The organism is Uliginosibacterium paludis, from assembly GCF_039631355.1.
Lineage (GTDB): Bacteria > Pseudomonadota > Gammaproteobacteria > Burkholderiales > Rhodocyclaceae > Uliginosibacterium > Uliginosibacterium paludis.
The window spans coordinates 251,050-267,831 of record NZ_JBDIVF010000002.1; the positions used below are offsets into that span (position 1 = coordinate 251,050).

Annotated in this window: 12 protein-coding genes; 5 read left to right on the forward strand and 7 right to left on the reverse strand. The window is 64.6% G+C overall.

Features of this window, described 5'->3' with window-relative positions:
* Nucleotides 1–87 precede the first annotated feature (87 nt).
* Entirely contained in the window at nt 88–513 is a 426-nt protein-coding gene (locus tag ABDB87_RS06155) for a hypothetical protein (RefSeq protein ID WP_345925086.1), read from the forward strand.
* Nucleotides 514–610: 97 nt separating this feature from the next.
* A complete protein-coding gene (gene pdxH / locus ABDB87_RS06160; RefSeq protein ID WP_345925087.1) occupies nt 611–1,204 on the forward strand; it encodes a pyridoxamine 5'-phosphate oxidase in 594 nt (197 codons plus the stop codon).
* A gap of 16 nt (nt 1,205–1,220) precedes the next feature.
* Here the strand turns inward: pdxH and ABDB87_RS06165 are convergent, their stop codons facing one another.
* Nucleotides 1,221–1,637, reverse strand: a complete 417-nt coding sequence (locus ABDB87_RS06165; protein ID WP_345925088.1) for a hypothetical protein — start codon at nt 1,635–1,637, stop codon at nt 1,221–1,223.
* A gap of 53 nt (nt 1,638–1,690) precedes the next feature.
* Nucleotides 1,691–2,749, reverse strand: a complete 1,059-nt coding sequence (locus ABDB87_RS06170) for an ABC transporter ATP-binding protein (protein WP_345925089.1) — start codon at nt 2,747–2,749, stop codon at nt 1,691–1,693.
* 23 nt (nt 2,750–2,772) lie between these two features.
* On the opposite strand from ABDB87_RS06170, the gene ABDB87_RS06175 reads away from it, so the two are divergent.
* The 3 genes from ABDB87_RS06175 (at nt 2,773) to ABDB87_RS06185 (ending at nt 6,830) form a co-directional block, all read left to right on the forward strand.
* Nucleotides 2,773–4,473 (forward strand): ABC transporter permease, encoded by a 1,701-nt coding sequence (locus ABDB87_RS06175; RefSeq protein ID WP_345925090.1) that lies wholly within the window; start codon nt 2,773–2,775, stop codon nt 4,471–4,473.
* Between the two features lie 91 nt (nt 4,474–4,564).
* Nucleotides 4,565–4,870 carry a hypothetical protein gene (locus ABDB87_RS06180; RefSeq protein ID WP_345925091.1) on the forward strand — a complete coding sequence of 102 codons (306 nt, stop codon included), beginning with the start codon at nt 4,565–4,567 and terminating at the stop codon, nt 4,868–4,870.
* A 301-nt stretch (nt 4,871–5,171) separates the two neighbouring features.
* Nucleotides 5,172–6,830, forward strand: coding sequence for a diguanylate cyclase domain-containing protein (locus tag ABDB87_RS06185; protein WP_345925092.1), 1,659 nt, complete (start codon nt 5,172–5,174; stop codon nt 6,828–6,830).
* A 38-nt stretch (nt 6,831–6,868) separates the two neighbouring features.
* Here ABDB87_RS06185 and ABDB87_RS06190 read toward each other — a convergent pair whose 3' ends face one another.
* The 5 genes from ABDB87_RS06190 to ABDB87_RS06210 form a co-directional block, all read right to left on the reverse strand.
* Entirely contained in the window at nt 6,869–7,882 is a 1,014-nt protein-coding gene (locus ABDB87_RS06190) for a Fe(3+) ABC transporter substrate-binding protein (RefSeq protein ID WP_345925093.1), read from the reverse strand.
* 120 nt (nt 7,883–8,002) lie between these two features.
* Nucleotides 8,003–9,082, reverse strand: coding sequence for a hypothetical protein (locus ABDB87_RS06195; RefSeq protein WP_345925094.1), 1,080 nt, complete (start codon nt 9,080–9,082; stop codon nt 8,003–8,005).
* 218 nt (nt 9,083–9,300) lie between these two features.
* On the reverse strand, nt 9,301–10,434 hold the full coding sequence (locus ABDB87_RS06200) for a hypothetical protein (protein WP_345925095.1): 1,134 nt from the start codon (nt 10,432–10,434) through the stop codon (nt 9,301–9,303).
* Nucleotides 10,435–10,588: 154 nt separating this feature from the next.
* Nucleotides 10,589–12,070: a glutamate synthase subunit beta gene (locus ABDB87_RS06205; protein ID WP_345925097.1), complete on the reverse strand. Its 1,482-nt coding sequence runs from the start codon at nt 12,068–12,070 to the stop codon at nt 10,589–10,591.
* A gap of 17 nt (nt 12,071–12,087) precedes the next feature.
* Complete coding sequence (locus tag ABDB87_RS06210) at nt 12,088–16,764, reverse strand: glutamate synthase-related protein (protein WP_345925099.1); 4,677 nt, start codon at nt 16,762–16,764, stop codon at nt 12,088–12,090.
* Between the last annotated feature and the right edge of the window lie 18 nt (nt 16,765–16,782).

The window sequence follows — 16,782 nt, forward strand, 5'->3', positions numbered from 1 at the left end:
AATTCACAGCCTCTGTGGAACAACCCTTATTGCGAAAGGGTGATCCATAAAATCGTGCTGTTCCGTTCACAGCACGAAGAGCACGCCATGCAAACCAGTCAGGCTTCGCAGCAGTCCACCCAGACCACCACCTGCTTCGATCTGGACGCCTGGGAATACCGCAGCGCAGGCCACAGCCAGTTTCCTTCCACCCTGCTGGTCCGCGAGCAGGACGAGCCCGCCAACGACCCGCTTCCCTTCATCCCCACGGTCTGCCTCTCGCTGGAGCCCGCCAGCGCGCGCCTCGAAAACTGGCGGCTCTCGGGCGCCCGCAGCGACAACCTGCAGATCACGCCCAACCACATCATCGGCGCGGTGGTGCGCATCGCACGCGGCCGCACCAGCCCGATCGCCTCGATCGACCCGGCCACCCGCCGCATCCGCACCGCGAGCGGTTCGATCTACGAACTCGGCACGCCGGAAAAGGGCTTTCACAAGTCGGCACCGCTGGTGCTGCGCTGTCTCGGGTTCTGAAGCCGTCGCGGTACTGGCCCGCAGCGGACCAGGCAGGCACAATCGGGTGTTCCGGCCGGCATGCGAGATGCCGGCCCCTGCTGCAAGGATGCACCTGATGAATACGATCGCGCACGCAGTTCCCTTCGACCTTTTCCGTGAATGGCTCGACGAAGCCGGCAAGACGGAACCCAATGATCCCAATGCGATGTCCATCGCTTCCGTCGGCCCGGACGGCATGCCCTCGGTGCGCATGGTGCTGCTCAAGGGTTTCGACGAACGCGGCTTCGTCTTCTACACCAACTTCGGCAGCCAGAAAGGGCAGGAATTGCTGGCTCACCCCAAGGCTGCGCTGTGCTTCCACTGGAAGTCCCTCAAGCGCCAGGTTCGCGTCGAGGGTCTGGTGGAGCAGGTCAGCGATGCGGAGGCCGACGCCTACTATGCCAGCCGCGCGCGCGACTCCCGCATCGGTGCCTGGGCCTCGAAGCAGTCGCAGCCGATGACGGGCCGCTTCGATCTGGAGCAGCGGGTGGCCAGATTTGCGCTGAAATTCGGCATCGGTGAAATTCCGCGGCCGGAATTCTGGAGCGGCTTCCGCGTGATTCCGACGAAGATCGAGTTCTGGCGCGACAAACCCTTCCGCCTGCATGAACGCGTGGTGTATCGCCCTGCCGGAGACGGCGGCTGGACGACCGACATCCTCTTCCCCTGAACCGCTCCGGGCCGGGCTATTGCAGGTCCAGCATGCGGGCGAGGCTGTTGTGCGGCGTTTCCGCCTCGACGCAGACATTTGCCTCCAGCGTGAGCAGATGCTGCTCCATCAGCTTCACCGCCGCATCGGCGTCGCGCCGCTCGATGGAGTCGACGACGCGGCCGCTCGACATGTGATGCATGCACAGATGCACGGTTTCATCGGCGATGGTGCTAACCAGCTTGCGGTTGTTGCGGCTGATCAGGATCTCGGCGGTCCGGGGGTTGAACATCGAGATGCCGGGCGTATCACTTTCGCGGATGCTGACGCGAGGCGGACATTGGCCCTTGAGCTGCTGGCTGATCCGCTCATGGAGCGCGCCAGGCTGCAGCATCGGGCCGCTGGCGTCTTCAAAGCCCGCCAGCGCATCGCAGGCGGCCGACCGCGCAATCAAAGCGGCGAGGTTTTCACGCAGACTCCCTGAAGCCCGCGCCAGGCCTTGCCGGATCAGGCACGGGGAAAACTGACCACCTGCTCCACATCAAGCCGGATGCCGATCTGCTGGCCGATGGCGTGGTCATGATGACTGGGTACGAGCGAGAGGACTTCAGCGCCGCCGGGCAAGCGCAGCGTGTAGAGGATTTCAGCACCCTTGAAGGCCTTGCGAACGATAACCGCCTGTTGGGGTGCTGCGTCGTCATGCACGACGTCGTCGGGTCGCAGCAGCACATCCACCTCGCACTCGGCGCCGCCATGCAGATATTCATCCGGCATGGCCACGCCAAGCCGGCCCAGCTCGATGTCCACGGTGCCGGGCACCCGTACCACGCCGGGCAGGATGGCGCCCTGGCCGATGAAGTCGGCCACGAAGCGGTTGGCCGGGCGGTGGTAGAGCTGCCAGGCGCTGTCCCACTGCTGGATGCGGCCGGCATGCATCACGCCGATCTCGTCGGCCATCGCGAAAGCCTCGTGCTGGTCGTGGGTGACAAGAATGGCGCTGGTGCCAGCGGCCTTCAGGATGTCACGCACCTCCAGCGACAGGCGCTCGCGCATTTCCGAGTCGAGGTTGGAGAACGGTTCGTCCAGCAGGACCAGCGCCGGCTTCGGCGCCAGCGCACGGGCCAGGGCCACGCGCTGCTGCTGACCGCCGGAGAGTTCGTGCGGATACTTGCGCGCCTCGCTCGCCAGGCCGACCAGCGCCAGCATGTCGGCGACACGGGCGGTTCGCGCGGCCTTGTCGAGCCGGCCCAGGCCGAAGCCGACATTGCTGGCCACATCCAGATGCGGAAACAGCGCGTAATCCTGGAACACCATGCCGATGCCGCGCGCTTCCGGCGGCAGCTGCACGCCCTCACCCGCAATCAGGCGGCCCTCGAAGCGGATCTCGCCGGCCCGTACCGGTTCGAAGCCGGCAATCGCGCGCAGCACGGTGGTCTTGCCGCAGCCCGATGGCCCCAGCAGGCAGGCGATGCTGCCCGCAGCGAGGGAGAAACCGAGGCCGTGAACGACTTCATGGCTGCCATAGGCAAGACGCAGGTCACGCGTCGTGAGGACGGGGCTGGACATGTGGATTCGTGGCCGGGATTCAGATGAGAATCATTATAATCTCCGCAAGCCCTTACCCGTCCCTGCTGCCCGTGCCCCTGCCTCCGCTTCGTCTGCCCAAAGCCTTCAGCCTGACCGGCAGCACCGGATTTCTCTGCGCCCTGATCCTGGCCGTTCCGGTGCTCGTGGTGGCGGGCAGCGTTTTCGCAGGGGGCACCGGCGAAACCTGGGCGCATCTGGCCAGCACGGTACTGCCGGAATTCCTGCTCAACACCCTGATCATGGTGCTGGGCGTCGGGGCCGGCGTGGCCTTGATCGGCGTGGGCTGCGCCTGGCTCACCGCCATGACGGAATTCCCCGGCCGGCGCATGTTCGAGTGGGCGCTGGTGCTGCCGATGGCGTTTCCGGCGTATGTGCTGGCCTACATGTACACCGACTTCCTGCAGTTCGTGGGGCCGGTGCAGAGCTGGTTGCGCGAAACCTTCCACTGGACGCGGGCCGACTACTGGTTTCCGGACGTACGCAGCGTCGGCGGGGCCTGCGTGATGTTCGTACTGGTGCTCTATCCCTATGTGTACATGCTGGCCCGCGCGGCTTTCCTCGAGCGGGCCGGCAGCCTGACCGAAGCGGCGCGCTCGGCCGGCCTCGGCCCCTGGGCCGCCTTCATGCGCGTGTCATTGCCTCTGGCGCGGCCCGCTCTGGTCACGGGCGTGAGTCTGGCACTCATGGAAACCCTGGCCGACTTCGGCACGGTGTCCTACTTCGCGGTGCAGACCTTCACGACCGGCATCATGCGCGCCTGGTTCTCGCTGGGAGACCGGCTTGCCGCCGCCCAGCTCGCCGCCGCCCTGCTGGTCTGCGTCGCCTTTCTGCTGGCACTCGAGAAAGCCTCGCGTGGCCGCGCCCGTCATGCAGCCGGGCCGCGCGCCCGGCCGGCCACGCGCGCCCGCCTGCACGGTCCCGCCGCCCTCGCGGCCTGGCTCGCCTGCGCGCTGCCGCTGGCCGGCGGCTTCCTGCTGCCCGGGCTGCTCCTGCTGCGCATGGCCTTCAATCAGGGCGATGCGCAGTTCGGCAGCCGCTATCTGGATCTGGTGCACAACAGCCTGCTGGTCGCCGGCGTCACCGCCGCCTGCGCGGTCGGCCTGGCCGTGTTGCTGGCCTATGCGGCACGCCTGGCCAGCAGCCCGCTGCCGGGCTTCATGAATCGCATCGTCGGGCTGGGCTATGCGCTGCCGGGCTCGGTCATCGCGGTCGGCGTGCTGATTCCGGTGACCCGGCTCGACCACTGGCTGGCCGCAACGGTGCAGCATTTCACTGGCAGCAACCCCGGTCTGCTGCTCACCGGTGGCATCACCGCGCTGGTCTACGCCTGCCTCGTGCGCTACCTGACGGTGGCGCTGGGGAGTGTGGAATCCGGCCTCGCCCGCATCACGCCTTCGATGGACGAAGCCTCGCGCAGCCTTGGCTGCAGCCGCGCTACCACGCTGCGCCGGGTGCATTGGCCGCTGCTGCGCGGCAGTCTGCTGACGGCTGGCCTGCTGGTCTTCGTCGACGTGATGAAGGAGCTGCCGGCCACCCTGGTGATGCGCCCCTTCAATTTCGACACCCTGGCCACCCAGGCCTACACGCTGGCATCGGACGAGCGTCTGGCCGAAGCGGCCACGGCATCACTGGCCATCGTGCTGGTGGGCTTGCTGCCGGTCATTCTGCTGTCACGACGAATCAGCAGGACCGGCACGGCCTGAGCGCCCATGCACTGATGAAGACACAGCCGGATTCATGGCGCATCACGCCGCTGCCGTCATACTCAGGCAGCCATTTTCCCAAGGAGCAGCCATGTCTGTCCTGAGTCTGCTGGGCAGCATTTTTCTTCAGCTGATGCTGGCCTATGCCCTGTTCATGCTGGTGGCTTTTTCGGCCTGCGGATTGGCGAGCAACCCAAGGCTGGCGCCATGGCAGCGCACCCTGCTGGACCGCTGCATGCTGCTGGTACCAGGCAGCGCGGCAGGGGTGGCTGTATTGCTGCCGGTGCTCCATGTCATCGATTCGCGCTACTTGAGCGTGTGGTGGAATGCATTGCCCCTGGCCGTTGGAGCGCTGTATCTGCTGCTTCTGACTGGCTTGATCCGATCACTGCGCTGACCGGCATCGATGGACACCCCGCAAGACGGGCTGGCAGGCGAACCGCAATGCCGGGCGGGAGCGGATTCCTGACGAAGCGGACTGATGCACGCATCAGGGCTGCATGCCAGTCAGGCCGATGAAGTACGGGTTCGTGCAAGGCGTGGCAGACCGACCGCAGGAAAGGCTCGATTGTCTGATTGTTGCAGTCGGTCTATTGCCCGCCGTCCCGCTTTCACGACAGATCAGCCGGCAATAGACTAGGCTTTCACTGGCGGCAGCCCTCCGGCTGCGCTGCACCTCTTCCTCCCGCCCGCTGCAGATGCCGAACTTCGTCGTTTCACGAAGCCTGAGCACCGAACTCATCCTGCGCATGGCCATGCCGCTGGGCGCTTTCGCGCTTGCGCTGATGCTGCTCATGGGCGTGCTGGCCGAGCAGCGCGAGCGGCAGTTCATCGGCAACTCACTCAACGGCATTGCCCAGCGTACGGCCACGACCCTCGATTACCAGCTCGGCGAGCGCGTCCAGGATGTCATCCAGCTGGCATGGCTGGCGACCACGCCCGACTATTTCGACAGCGCCGCCGCCCGCCGCCTGTTCGACAACAAGCTCATGCGGCAACCCGCCTTTGCCTGGATCGGCTTCGCCGACGCGCAGGGCCTTCTGCTCTCGGCCAGCAACAACCAGCTTACCGGCCGCTCGGTAACCGACTGGCCCGATTTCCGGGAGGCCCGCCACGGGCTGCATGTGGCAGACCTCCATGCGGAGCCGCTGCTCGATCTGCACGCCGGGAGTGCAGCGCATGGGCCGGATTCCGGCCGCTTCCTGGGCATCTCGCAAGGTATCCTGAGCGAGCAGATGGCGCTTGAAGGCGTGCTGATCAGCAAGGTCCGATGGGCCTGGATCAGGGAGCTGGTCGACGATCTGCGCACCGGTCATGACGGGCAGGTCGGGCTCGAGATCTATCTGATCGATCGCCATGGCAAGGTCATGCTGGTTTCGCGCGACCCCGAGGTGCAGGGAAGCTTCACCCTGCCGGCCTCCTCCGGACTGCTCGAACCGGGCAGTCCGCGGGTATGGCAGGAGCATGCCGAGGCAGACGGCAGGCGCTATCTGATGACCTGGAGCGCACAACCGCCGGATACCAGCCTGATCGGCACCCTGGGCTGGCGCGTGATCGTGCGGCAGCCTGCCGAAATCGCACTGGGCCCGGTGCGAACCCTTCGCTTGCAGCTGGGCGTGGCTGCCGGCCTGCTGACGCTCGGGATCCTGCTCCTGGCCTGGATCCAGGCCCGCCGCATCTCGCGGCCGCTGGCCAGGATTGCGGCGACGGCCGATGCAATCGCCCACGGCGAATCACGCAGCATTCCGACCGGCTCGCACCTGGAGGAAGTCGACAGCCTCGCCAGAGCCCTGCAGCAGATGATCGACAGCCTGCTCCACAGCGAAAGAGAGCGCTCCCAGCTCCATCATCTGGCCCATCGCGATACGCTGACCGGTCTGCACAACCGCCGCGCGCTCGAGCTGCAGATGGAAACCGCGGCGGCCCGTGTCGGCCGCTCGGGCGAACAATTCGTGGTCTTCGCGCTCGATCTGGATGGTTTCAAGCAGGTCAATGACACCCTGGGCCACGCCGCTGGCGACGATCTGCTGCGCGAAGTCGCACGCCGTCTGCTCAAGGCCGTGCGGCGCGAGGAAATGCTCGCGCGCCTGGGTGGCGACGAGTTCGTGGTGCTGATGATGAGCACGCCGGACCAGCTGGTGTCCCATGCGAACATCGTGGCCGCGCGCATCCTGGCCTGCTTCGAGGACGGCATCCGGGTGGACGGCCAGACGCTTCAGGTCGGCTGCAGCATCGGGGCAGCGGCAGGGCTGCAGGGCGAACTCCCCGAAACCCTGCTGCCGCGTGCGGATGAAGCGCTCTATGAAGCCAAGCGCAACGGGCGCGGACGCCTCGCCTGGTGGCAGGCCTCCAGCTGAGCCGGCCGCACTGGTGCGCCCGGCCCGGCTACCCGTGCTCAGCGCCAGCCGGCGCGGTCGAAGATCTTCTGGGCCTGGATGGCGCCCTTCGAGGTCTTGCCGATTTCCAGCGTGTCCGCCTTGAACGGGCCCAGCCGGTCGAGCGCAGGGTTCTTCACCTTCACGCCCGCCACCGTCGGCCATTCGTTGTTGCCGTCCGCAAAGTAGATCTGGGCCTCGTCGGACGCCAGATACTCGAGGAACTTCACGGCAGCCTCCTTGTGCGGTGCCGTCTTGAGCATGCCCCCGCCGGAGACGTTGATGTGGGTGCCCCAGGTCTTCTGGTTGGGCCACACCACGCCGATCGCCTCCACTGCCTTGCGGTCTTCCGGCGCGGAAGACCGCATCATGCGAGCGACATAGTAGGAGTTGGCCAGCGCGACACCACATTCCCCGGCGGCCACCGCCTTGATCTGGTCGGTGTCGCCGCCCTTGGGCGCGCGGCCAAAGTTGGCCACCAGACCCTTGACCCAGGCTTCGGTCTTCGCTTCGCCTTCGTGCGCGATCATGGCCGCCCCGAGCGACAGATTGTAGGGATGCATGCCACCGCGCACGCAGACCTGGCCCTTCAGCTTCGGGTCGGCCAGCTGCTCGTAGGTCTGGACGTCATCGCGCTTGATGGCGAGCTTGTTGTAGACGATCACGCGGGCTCGGGTCGAGAACGCAAACCACTCCCCGGTACGCAGATGCTCCGGAATCCGCGCTTCGAGCACGGCAGATTTCACCGGTGCGAACAGGCCCATTTCGTCGGCTTTGGCCAGGCGGGTCGCGTCCACGGTGATGAAAACGTCCGCCGGACTGTTGGCGCCTTCATTGCGGATGCGTTCGAGCAGCGCGTCTTCCTGCGCCTCGATGCGGTTGATGCGGATGCCGGTGGCTTTTTCGAAATTCTTGTAGAGGGCTTCGTCGGTCTGATAGTGACGCGCCGAATACAGGTTGAGTTCTTGATCGGCCGCCTGGGCGGCAGACAGGGCAACCGTGCTCAGCACGGCCAGACACAGCAGTTTTCTCATCGGGACTCCGGAAGTCAGGGAATGGAATCGGTCGGCAGGCCGCAAAATCATACTGAGCGGCCCTCTCAGTTGCAAACGATTCTCAATCATTGACTTCCGAAGTCAGGAAGAGTTCAACGCTCACCAGAGCAGACAGACCAGCGCCACCAGCAGGACAGCTACCACCACGATCCGGCGCTGCTGCTCCACGATGAAGGCCTTGCGCACGGTTTCGGCAGCCGGCGCCAGACCGGCCTGGCGCTTGCGCATTTCCTCACGCAGGCTGGGCGCCGGTGCTGCGGGGGCCGCAGAGCTGTTGCGCATGAGGCCCACCGGCATGTTGCCCAGCACGGTTGTAGGCGTGGCATGGGCGGACGCATCCATCGGCACCTTGGGCAGACTGCGCCGGTCAAGCTCGCGACGATCGATGTTCACGCCACAGACCGCGCAGCGGGGCCGCCATGCCTGACGGTGTCCGCACTGGCTGCAGCGCACATGGCCCCGCTCCTGGCTGGCCAGGATCGGGGCCGCTGCGGAAGGCGCGGCCGAAGGAGCACGGCGGGCTTGCGCGGCAGGGGGGGCAGGAACCGGCACCGGCCCCGGATCGGGGCTTGCGAACGCCGGATCATTGGTAGGCGGCAACTCAAACTGAGTGCCGAGCATGCCGGCAAACGCCTCTTCCCCGGCCGCGCTCCGGCGAACCGTTTTCGCAGGCGCCGGCGCTGCCGCGACCGGCGCGCCCTGCAGTTCTTCCTCGAGCTCGATCACCATGCCGATCAGCGCCAGCTCACGCACATAGCGCGAGGCGCGCTCCGCCGTGAGTCCCCGCTTGAGAACAACCTTGTCCCCTTCGAAAAGCCGTTCGGTCTGCTCGCGCGAAAGGCCGAAGCGCTGCTCGGCGGCCCGCATCACGCCGATGAGGGCAAAGCCATCGATGACCCGGCCCCAGAATACGACCTTGAACTTGCCGGAAGCACGCGTCCGCGCTTCGGCCTTCGCCGGCATCCTGGCCAGCGCGGCATTCAGGCCGAGCCCCCGGACAATGGAGAGATAGTGCTGGGCCGAAGACTCCGGCACGTTCTTGCGCAGGATGGCACGCCGCCCGCTGAAGAGCCGGTCCAGCTCGGTTGCCGAAAGCTTCATGCGCGCCGCGACCGCGGCTCGCACCTGTGCGGGGTCGTGGCCGTCCAGCACTCGCCCGTTGAATACGATGCAATACATTTTCCCCGTTCCTGTCTTGCGCAGTCTGAGCTGCTTGACTCGCCGGCCCGCCCTGGTTGTTTTTAACCGGCAGGAGGCATTAGGACATGCGGAAAACGCCCCGGCAAGATTCTCATGGCATGTCCGGCCGCCATGTGTCTGATTCTGGCAAGTATGACTAAAGGAGTAGGGTTGCCGATCCGGCCCGGGCCTTGCCCCGAGCCGGATGGGACGTGCGACTAACGCCGCAGGAAGAAGAACGCGGCGGCGGCACCCGCCGCCAGGATGACCAGCACGATCAGAATCCGGCGCGATGCGCGGGAAGCTGGTGAGGGGCGCTCCATCTGCTGCTCCAGCTGCTCCTGCAGCGAGGGCTTGCGTACAGGAAGCTCGCCCGGATGCAGGCGGTTGGCCCGGCCGTGCTCGGGTGTGACCAGGGTGGTCGGCGAGTTGTCGATGAAGCTGCCAGCCTTGCCGACATAGAGCTTGCGCTGCGGCGGCATCACGCCGCCACAGCTCACGCAGGTCTCCGCCGCAGGCTGGTAACGGCCGCAGTGGGGGCAATTCAGGTAGCCGTCCTGATTGGCCGCATCGAAGCCTTCGCGCGCGAGCACCCGCTTGACCGGCGCCGGAGGCGGCATGACCATCACCGTCTCCTCGCCGTCGTCGGCCGCGAAGTCGGAAGAGGTGTCATAGCCTGCGAACGGCGTTCCGGACAGATCGCAGGCGGTCGTCAGCAAGGCGCCGAACGCGGCATCTTCGGCCTGCGCGTCGGGCGAAGCCTCCGGCCTGGCTGCCGGCGCAGCGGCCTCGGGCGCCGGTTCGGGTAGCGGCTGGGGCAGCTCGTCCGGCTCCAGTTCGACCTGCATGCCAATGCCGGCCATTTCAGCGATGAACATGCGGCCGTCGTCCACGTCGAGGCGACGCTTCAAGACAACCTTCACGCCCGAAAAAATCTGCTTGAGCTGGGCCGGACTCACGCGGAGCTTGCGCACAGCCGCTGTCATCACGGCCGTGCGGTTGAAGTCAGGCAGGGTTCGTCCCCAGAAAACCGCCTTGCACGGGCCGGTCAGCGGTGTATCCACCTGCTCGCCCACCGGCACGAGGCGGGCGTCCAGCCCCATGCTGCGCAGTTCGTTCAGGTAGGCCGCACTGTTGCCGGCACGCACCTGCTTCTTGAGGATGACGGTGCGGCCCGAAAAGAGCCGCTCAACCTGTACATCACGCAAACGCAGGCGCACGGCGACTTCCAGACGCACGATCTGTGGTTCAAAGCCGGGAAGGATTTTCCCGTCGAATTCGATGCGGAACATCGGTTTCAGGCCTCTGGCAATAATTACCCGCTCACGCGGGCAGGTCAGGCAGCGTTTCACCTGTGTTGGCGGGTTAACGGCAGCGCAGCCGAACGCTACAGCAAAGCTTTGTCACAGAGATATGAAACCGATAACAGACGGATAAAAAAACGGGTCGCCCGGCGACCCGTTTTTTGCTGCACGCCGTTCATCCCCGTGGATGAACCGCGCATTTTCAGCGCGGCAGCGCGCTTTCACCCATCAGGAAAGCGTCAACCTCGCGAGCAGCCTGGCGGCCTTCGCGGATCGCCCAGACCACGAGTGACTGGCCACGACGCGTGTCTCCTGCCGCGAAGACCTTGGGCACATTGGTGGCGTAGCAGCCGGCGCCATCGGTCGTCGCCCTGGCATTGCCGCGGGCGTCCTTCTCGATGCCGAAACCTTCGAGCAGGGAGGCCACCGGGTTGGTGAAGCCCATGGCGAGGAAGACGGCTTCAGCAGCGATTTCGCGCTGCGAACCGGCCACTTCAGTCATCTTCATCTGGCCGGTCTTCTCGTCCTTGGCCCACTCGACGTTGGCGATCACTGCGGACTTGAGCTTGCCGTTCTCGCCCTTGAACTCCTTGGTGGTCACGGCCCACTCGCGCTGGCAGCCTTCGTCGTGCGACGAGGAGGTGCGCAGCTTGTTCGGCCAGTACGGCCAGGTAGTGGACTTGTTTTCCTGCACCGGGGGCTTGGGCATCAGCTCGATCTGCAGGATGCTTGCTGCACCGTGACGGTTGGAGGTGCCCACGCAATCGGAGCCGGTGTCACCACCGCCGATGACCAGCACGTTCTTGCCCTTCACGCTGATCGGGTTGGCACCGTCGCCGGCGACTTCCTTGTTCTGCGGAATCAGGAATTCCAGCGCGTAATGCACGCCAGCCAGCTCGCGGCCCGGCACCGGCAGATCGCGCGGCACTTCGGAGCCGGCGGTGATCAGCACGGCGTCGAAATCCTTCATCAGCTTCTTCTGGCTGATCTTTTCCTTGGCATCACTGTTGATGCCCTTGGGCAGATCGGCTTCGCCAATGTACACGCCGGTCTTGAAGACCACGCCTTCGGCTTCCATCTGCTTCATGCGACGGTCGATGATCGACTTGTCGAGCTTGAAGTCGGGGATGCCGTAACGCAGCAGACCGCCGACGCGCGAGCTCTTCTCGAACACGGTCACGGCGTGGCCGGCACGGGCCAGTTGCTGGGCAGCAGCCAGACCGGCAGGGCCGCCACCGACGATAGCGACCTTCTTGCCGGTTTTCTTCGCGGCCGGTTGCGGCACGACCCAGCCGTTTTCCCAGGCCTTGTCGATGATGGCGTGCTCGATGGACTTGATGCCCACCGGTGCCGCATTGATGCCCAGGGTACAGGCCGCTTCACAGGGTGCCGGACAGATACGGCCGGTGAACTCCGGGAAGTTGTTGGTCGAATGCAGCACCCCGATCGCTTCCTGCCACTTCTGCTTGTAAACCAGATCGTTCCAGTCCGGAATGATGTTGTTCACCGGGCAGCCGTTGTTGCAGAACGGAATGCCGCAGTCCATGCAGCGTGCGCCCTGGATCTTGGCTTTGTCGTCGCTCAGGGCGATGACGAATTCCTTGTAGTTCTTCTTGCGCGTTTCGACCGCCTCGTAAGCTTCATCCTGGCGTTCGAACTCAAGAAAGCCTGTAACTTTTCCCATTTCTGTTCCTTCGATTCTCAGGCGGCGACCGTTTCGGACTTGGCACGTGCTGCGACAGCCAGTTCCTTGAGCGCACGACGGTATTCCTTCGGCATGACCTTGACGAAAGCCTTGCGGGATTCATCCCAGTTCTCCAGCAACTGCTTGGCACGCAGGCTGCCGGTGTACTTGAAGTGGTTCTCGATGAGCCGCTTGAGGATGGTTTCGTCTGCTTCGCCCTGGGCGCCACGCTTCGGGGCATGCCAGATGTCACGATCCATTTTTTCGCCCTGCTCTGCAGCCGACAGGACGGGGTCAAGATCGACCATCGAGGTATTGGCCTTTTTCGCGAAAATCGCATCCGGGTCATAGACGTAGGCCACGCCGCCGGACATGCCGGCCGCGAAGTTGCGCCCGGTCTCGCCCAGTACGACGATGGTGCCGCCGGTCATGTATTCGCAGCCGTGGTCACCCACGCCTTCGACGACAGCCGCGGCGCCCGAGTTGCGCACCGCGAAGCGCTCGCCGCCCACGCCGTTGAAATAGGCTTCGCCGCCGATCGCGCCGAAGAGCACGGTGTTGCCGACGATGATGTGCTCCGGACCAAAACCACGGAAGTCGTTCGGACAGCGCACGATCACGCGGCCGCCGCACAGGCCCTTGCCCACATAGTCGTTGCCTTCGCCCACCAGATCCAGGGTCACGCCGTGCGCCAGGAAGGCGCCGAAACTCTGACCGGCGGTGCCGGTCATCTGGACGTGGATGGTGTCATCGGGCAGTCCATCAAACCCGTATCGCGTCGCGACTTCGCCGGAGAGCATCGCACCGACCGAGCGGTTGACGTTCTTGATCGGCTGGATGAAGGACACGCGCTCGCCCTTGTCGAGGGCTGCAGCCGCTTTCTCGATCAGCTTGTGATCCAGCGCCTTCTCGAGACCGTGATCCTGCGTCGCGACGACGCGGCTCGGCGACTCGACGGCCGGAACATGGAAAACGCGGGCGAAATCCAGGCCCTGTGCCTTCCAGTGCTCGATCGCACGCTTCTTGTCGAGCAGATCAGCGCGGCCGATCAGGTCTTCGAACTTGCGGATGCCAAGCTGGGCCATCAGTTCGCGCACTTCTTCAGCGACGAAGAAGAAGTAGTTCACCACATGCTCGGGCTGACCCGAGAAGCGCTGGCGAAGTACCGGATCCTGCGTCGCGACACCGACCGGGCAGGTATTCAGATGGCATTTGCGCATCATGATGCAGCCTTCCACCACCAACGGCGCAGTGGCGAAGCCCATTTCGTCGGCACCCAGCAAGGCGGCGATGACTACGTCGCGGCCGGTCTTCATCTGGCCATCGGCCTGAACAATGATGCGGTCACGCAGGCCGTTGATGCGCAGCGTCTGCTGGGTTTCAGCCAGACCGAGCTCCCACGGAGAACCGGCGTGCTTGATCGAGGACAGGGGCGACGCGCCCGTGCCACCGTCATGACCGGCGATCACCACGTGATCGGCCTTGCACTTGGCCACGCCCGCGGCCACCGTGCCGACGCCCACTTCGGACACCAGCTTGACCGAGATGTCAGCCTTCGGATTGACGTTCTTCAGATCGTGAATCAGCTGGGCCAGATCCTCGATCGAATAGATGTCATGGTGCGGAGGCGGCGAGATCAGACCGACGCCCGGCACCGAGAAGCGCAGCTTGCCGATGTATTCGGACACCTTGCCGCCGGGCAGCTGACCGCCTTCGCCAGGCTTGGCGCCCTGCGCCATCTTGATCTGGATCTGGTCAGCCGAGCTGAGGTATTCGGTCGTCACGCCGAAACGGCCGGAGGCGACCTGCTTGATCTTCGAGCGCAGCGAGTCGCCATCCTTGAGCTCGATGTCACGCTCGATGCGGTCCTTGCCGATGATGCCGGCCAGGGTCTCACCCTTCTTGATGAAGACGCCCTTCATCTCGTTCTTGTAACGCGCCGGATCCTCACCCCCTTCACCGGTGTTCGACTTGCCGCCGATCCGGTTCATGGCAATGGCCAGCGTGGAGTGCGCTTCGGTGGAAATCGAGCCGAGCGACATGGCGCCGGTGGCGAAGCGTTTGACGATTTCCTTGGCCGGCTCGACTTCGTCCAGCGGAATGGCCTGAGCGGGATCGATCCTGAACTCGAAGAGGCCGCGCAGCGTCATGTGGCGCTTGCTCTGATCGTTGATGATCTGCGCGTATTCCTTGTAGTTCTGGAAGTTGCCGGTGCGGGTCGAGTGCTGCAGCTTGGCGATCGCGTCCGGCGTCCACATGTGCTCTTCGCCACGAATGCGGAAAGCATATTCGCCACCGGCATCCAGCTGGTCGGCCAAGACCGGTGCCTTGCCGAATGCGTCACCATGCAGCCGCAGGGCCTCTTCGGCCACTTCGAAGATGCCGATGCCTTCAACGTTCGACGGCGTGCCGCGGAAATACTTCTCGACCAGCGCCTTGTTCAGGCCGATCGCTTCGAAGATCTGCGCGCCACAGTAGGACATGTAGGTCGAGATGCCCATCTTCGACATGACCTTGTTGAGACCCTTGCCGACGGCCTTGGTGAAGTTGTAGATGGCCTTGTCGCCATCGACGTCGGACATGCCCAGCGCCATCTCGCGCAGGGTTTCCATGGCCAGGTAGGGATGCACGGCTTCGGCACCGTAGCCGGCAAGCAGTGCGAAATGATGCACTTCGCGGGCCGAACCGGTTTCAACAACCAGACCCGTCGAAGTACGCAGGCCCTGCTTGACGAGGTGCTGATGGATCGCGCTGGTTGCCAGCAGTGCGGGAATCGCCACGTTCTGCGCGTCGAGCTTGCGGTCCGACACGATCAGGATGTTGTAGCCCGAGCGCACGGCTTCTGCGGCTTGCGCACACAGCGACGCCAGGCGTGCCTCGACCCCTTCCTTGCCCCAGGCCACCGGATAGCAGATATCCAGTTCGAAAGACTTGAACTTGTTGTCGGTGTACTTCTCGATGTGGCGGATCTTCGCCATGTCCTTGAAGTCCAGCACCGGCTGGGACACCTCGAGGCGCATCGGCGGATTGATGTTGTTGAGGTCGAGCAGGTTGGGCTTCGGACCGATGAAGGACACCGTCGACATCACCAGCGCCTCGCGGATCGGGTCGATCGGCGGGTTGGTCACCTGCGCGAACAACTGCTTGAAGTAGCTGTAGAGCGTCTTGTGCTTGTTGGACATGACGGCCAGCGGCGAGTCATTGCCCATCGAACCGATCGCCTCCTCGCCGCTCGCGGCCATCGGCGCCATCAGGAACTTGATGTCTTCCTGGGTGTAGCCGAAGGCCTGCTGGCGATCGAGCAGCGAAGCGCGCTCCTCGAGCTCGGGCTCGGGACCATCCACCTCGTCAAGCTTGATCTGGATGCGCGAAATCCACTCGCGATAGGGCTTGGCGTTGGCCAGCGCGTCCTTGAGTTCCTTGTCGTCGATGATGCGACCGGCTTCCATGTCGATCAGGAACATCTTGCCCGGCTGCAGACGCCATTTCTTGACGATCTTGCTCTCGGCCACCGGCAGCACGCCGGCTTCGGAAGCCATGATGACGATGTCGTCATCCGTCACGATGTAGCGTGCCGGACGCAGGCCATTGCGATCCAGCGTGGCGCCGATCTGGCGGCCATCGGTGAAGGCAATGGCCGCGGGGCCGTCCCACGGCTCCATCATCGCGGCGTGGTATTCGTAGAAGGCGCGGCGGTTTTCGTCCATCAGCGTGTGCTGCTCCCAGGCTTCCGGGATCATCATCATCGCGGCCTGGGCAAGCGGATAACCCGCCATGGTCAGCAGTTCGATGCAGTTATCGAAGGTAGCTGTATCCGACTGGCCGTCGTAAGCCACCGGGTAGAGCTTCTTCAGGTCGTCACCCAGCACGGCCGAGCGCATGACGCCTTCACGGGCACGCAGCCAGTTGAAGTTGCCCTTCACCGTGTTGATCTCGCCGTTATGGGCAACCAGGCGGTAGGGGTGAGCCAGCGGCCATTCGGGGAAGGTGTTGGTCGAGAAACGCTGGTGCACCAGGGCCAGCGCCGAGACGCAACGCGGGTCGGCCAGGTCCTTGTAATACACGCCGACCTGATCGGCCAGCAGCAAGCCCTTGTAGATCACCGTGCGTGCCGACATCGACGGCACGTAGTATTCCTTGCCGTGCTTGAGCTTGAGTTGCTGAATGGCATGGCTCGCCATCTTGCGGATGACGTACAGCTTGCGCTCGAGCGCTTCGGTCACCATCACATCCGGGCCACGGCCCACGAAGATCTGACGGATCACCGGCTCCTTGGCACGCACGCGGGGCGACATCGGCATTTCGCGGTCGACCGGCACGTCACGCCATCCCAGCACCACCTGGCCTTCGGCGCGCACCGCACGTTCCAGTTCTTGCTGGCAGGCCTGGCGCGAGGCGGCTTCCTTCGGCAGGAAAACCATGCCGACACCGTACTCGCCAGCCGGGGGCAGCTTGACCCCCTGCGCGGCCATCTCCTCGCGATAGAAGGTATCCGGAACCTGGATCAGGATGCCGGCGCCATCCCCCATCAGCGGATCCGCACCCACGGCACCACGATGGTCGATGTTCTTCAGGATCTGCAGACCGCCCTGGACGATCTCGTGACTTTTCTTGCCCTTGATGTGGGCAACGAAGCCCACGCCGCAGGCGTCGTGTTCATTGGCGGGATCGTAAAGTCCCTGGCGCTCTTGCATGATTTCACTCCCGAAACC

Bases quoted from the DNA above. Each gene is read 5' to 3' on its own strand.
- pdxH (WP_345925087.1), top strand. From the start codon at position 611: ATGAATACGATCGCGCACGCAGTTCCCTTCGACCTTTTCCGTGAATGG.
- ABDB87_RS06155 (WP_345925086.1), top strand. From the start codon at position 88: ATGCAAACCAGTCAGGCTTCGCAGCAGTCCACCCAGACCACCACCTGC.
- ABDB87_RS06210 (WP_345925099.1), bottom strand. From the start codon at position 16,764: ATGCAAGAGCGCCAGGGACTTTACGATCCCGCCAATGAACACGACGCC.
- ABDB87_RS06180 (WP_345925091.1), top strand. From the start codon at position 4,565: ATGTCTGTCCTGAGTCTGCTGGGCAGCATTTTTCTTCAGCTGATGCTG.
- ABDB87_RS06175 (WP_345925090.1), top strand. From the start codon at position 2,773: ATGAGAATCATTATAATCTCCGCAAGCCCTTACCCGTCCCTGCTGCCC.
- ABDB87_RS06195 (WP_345925094.1), bottom strand. From the start codon at position 9,082: ATGTATTGCATCGTATTCAACGGGCGAGTGCTGGACGGCCACGACCCC.
- ABDB87_RS06190 (WP_345925093.1), bottom strand. From the start codon at position 7,882: ATGAGAAAACTGCTGTGTCTGGCCGTGCTGAGCACGGTTGCCCTGTCT.
- ABDB87_RS06185 (WP_345925092.1), top strand. From the start codon at position 5,172: ATGCCGAACTTCGTCGTTTCACGAAGCCTGAGCACCGAACTCATCCTG.
- ABDB87_RS06205 (WP_345925097.1), bottom strand. From the start codon at position 12,070: ATGGGAAAAGTTACAGGCTTTCTTGAGTTCGAACGCCAGGATGAAGCT.
- ABDB87_RS06170 (WP_345925089.1), bottom strand. From the start codon at position 2,749: ATGTCCAGCCCCGTCCTCACGACGCGTGACCTGCGTCTTGCCTATGGC.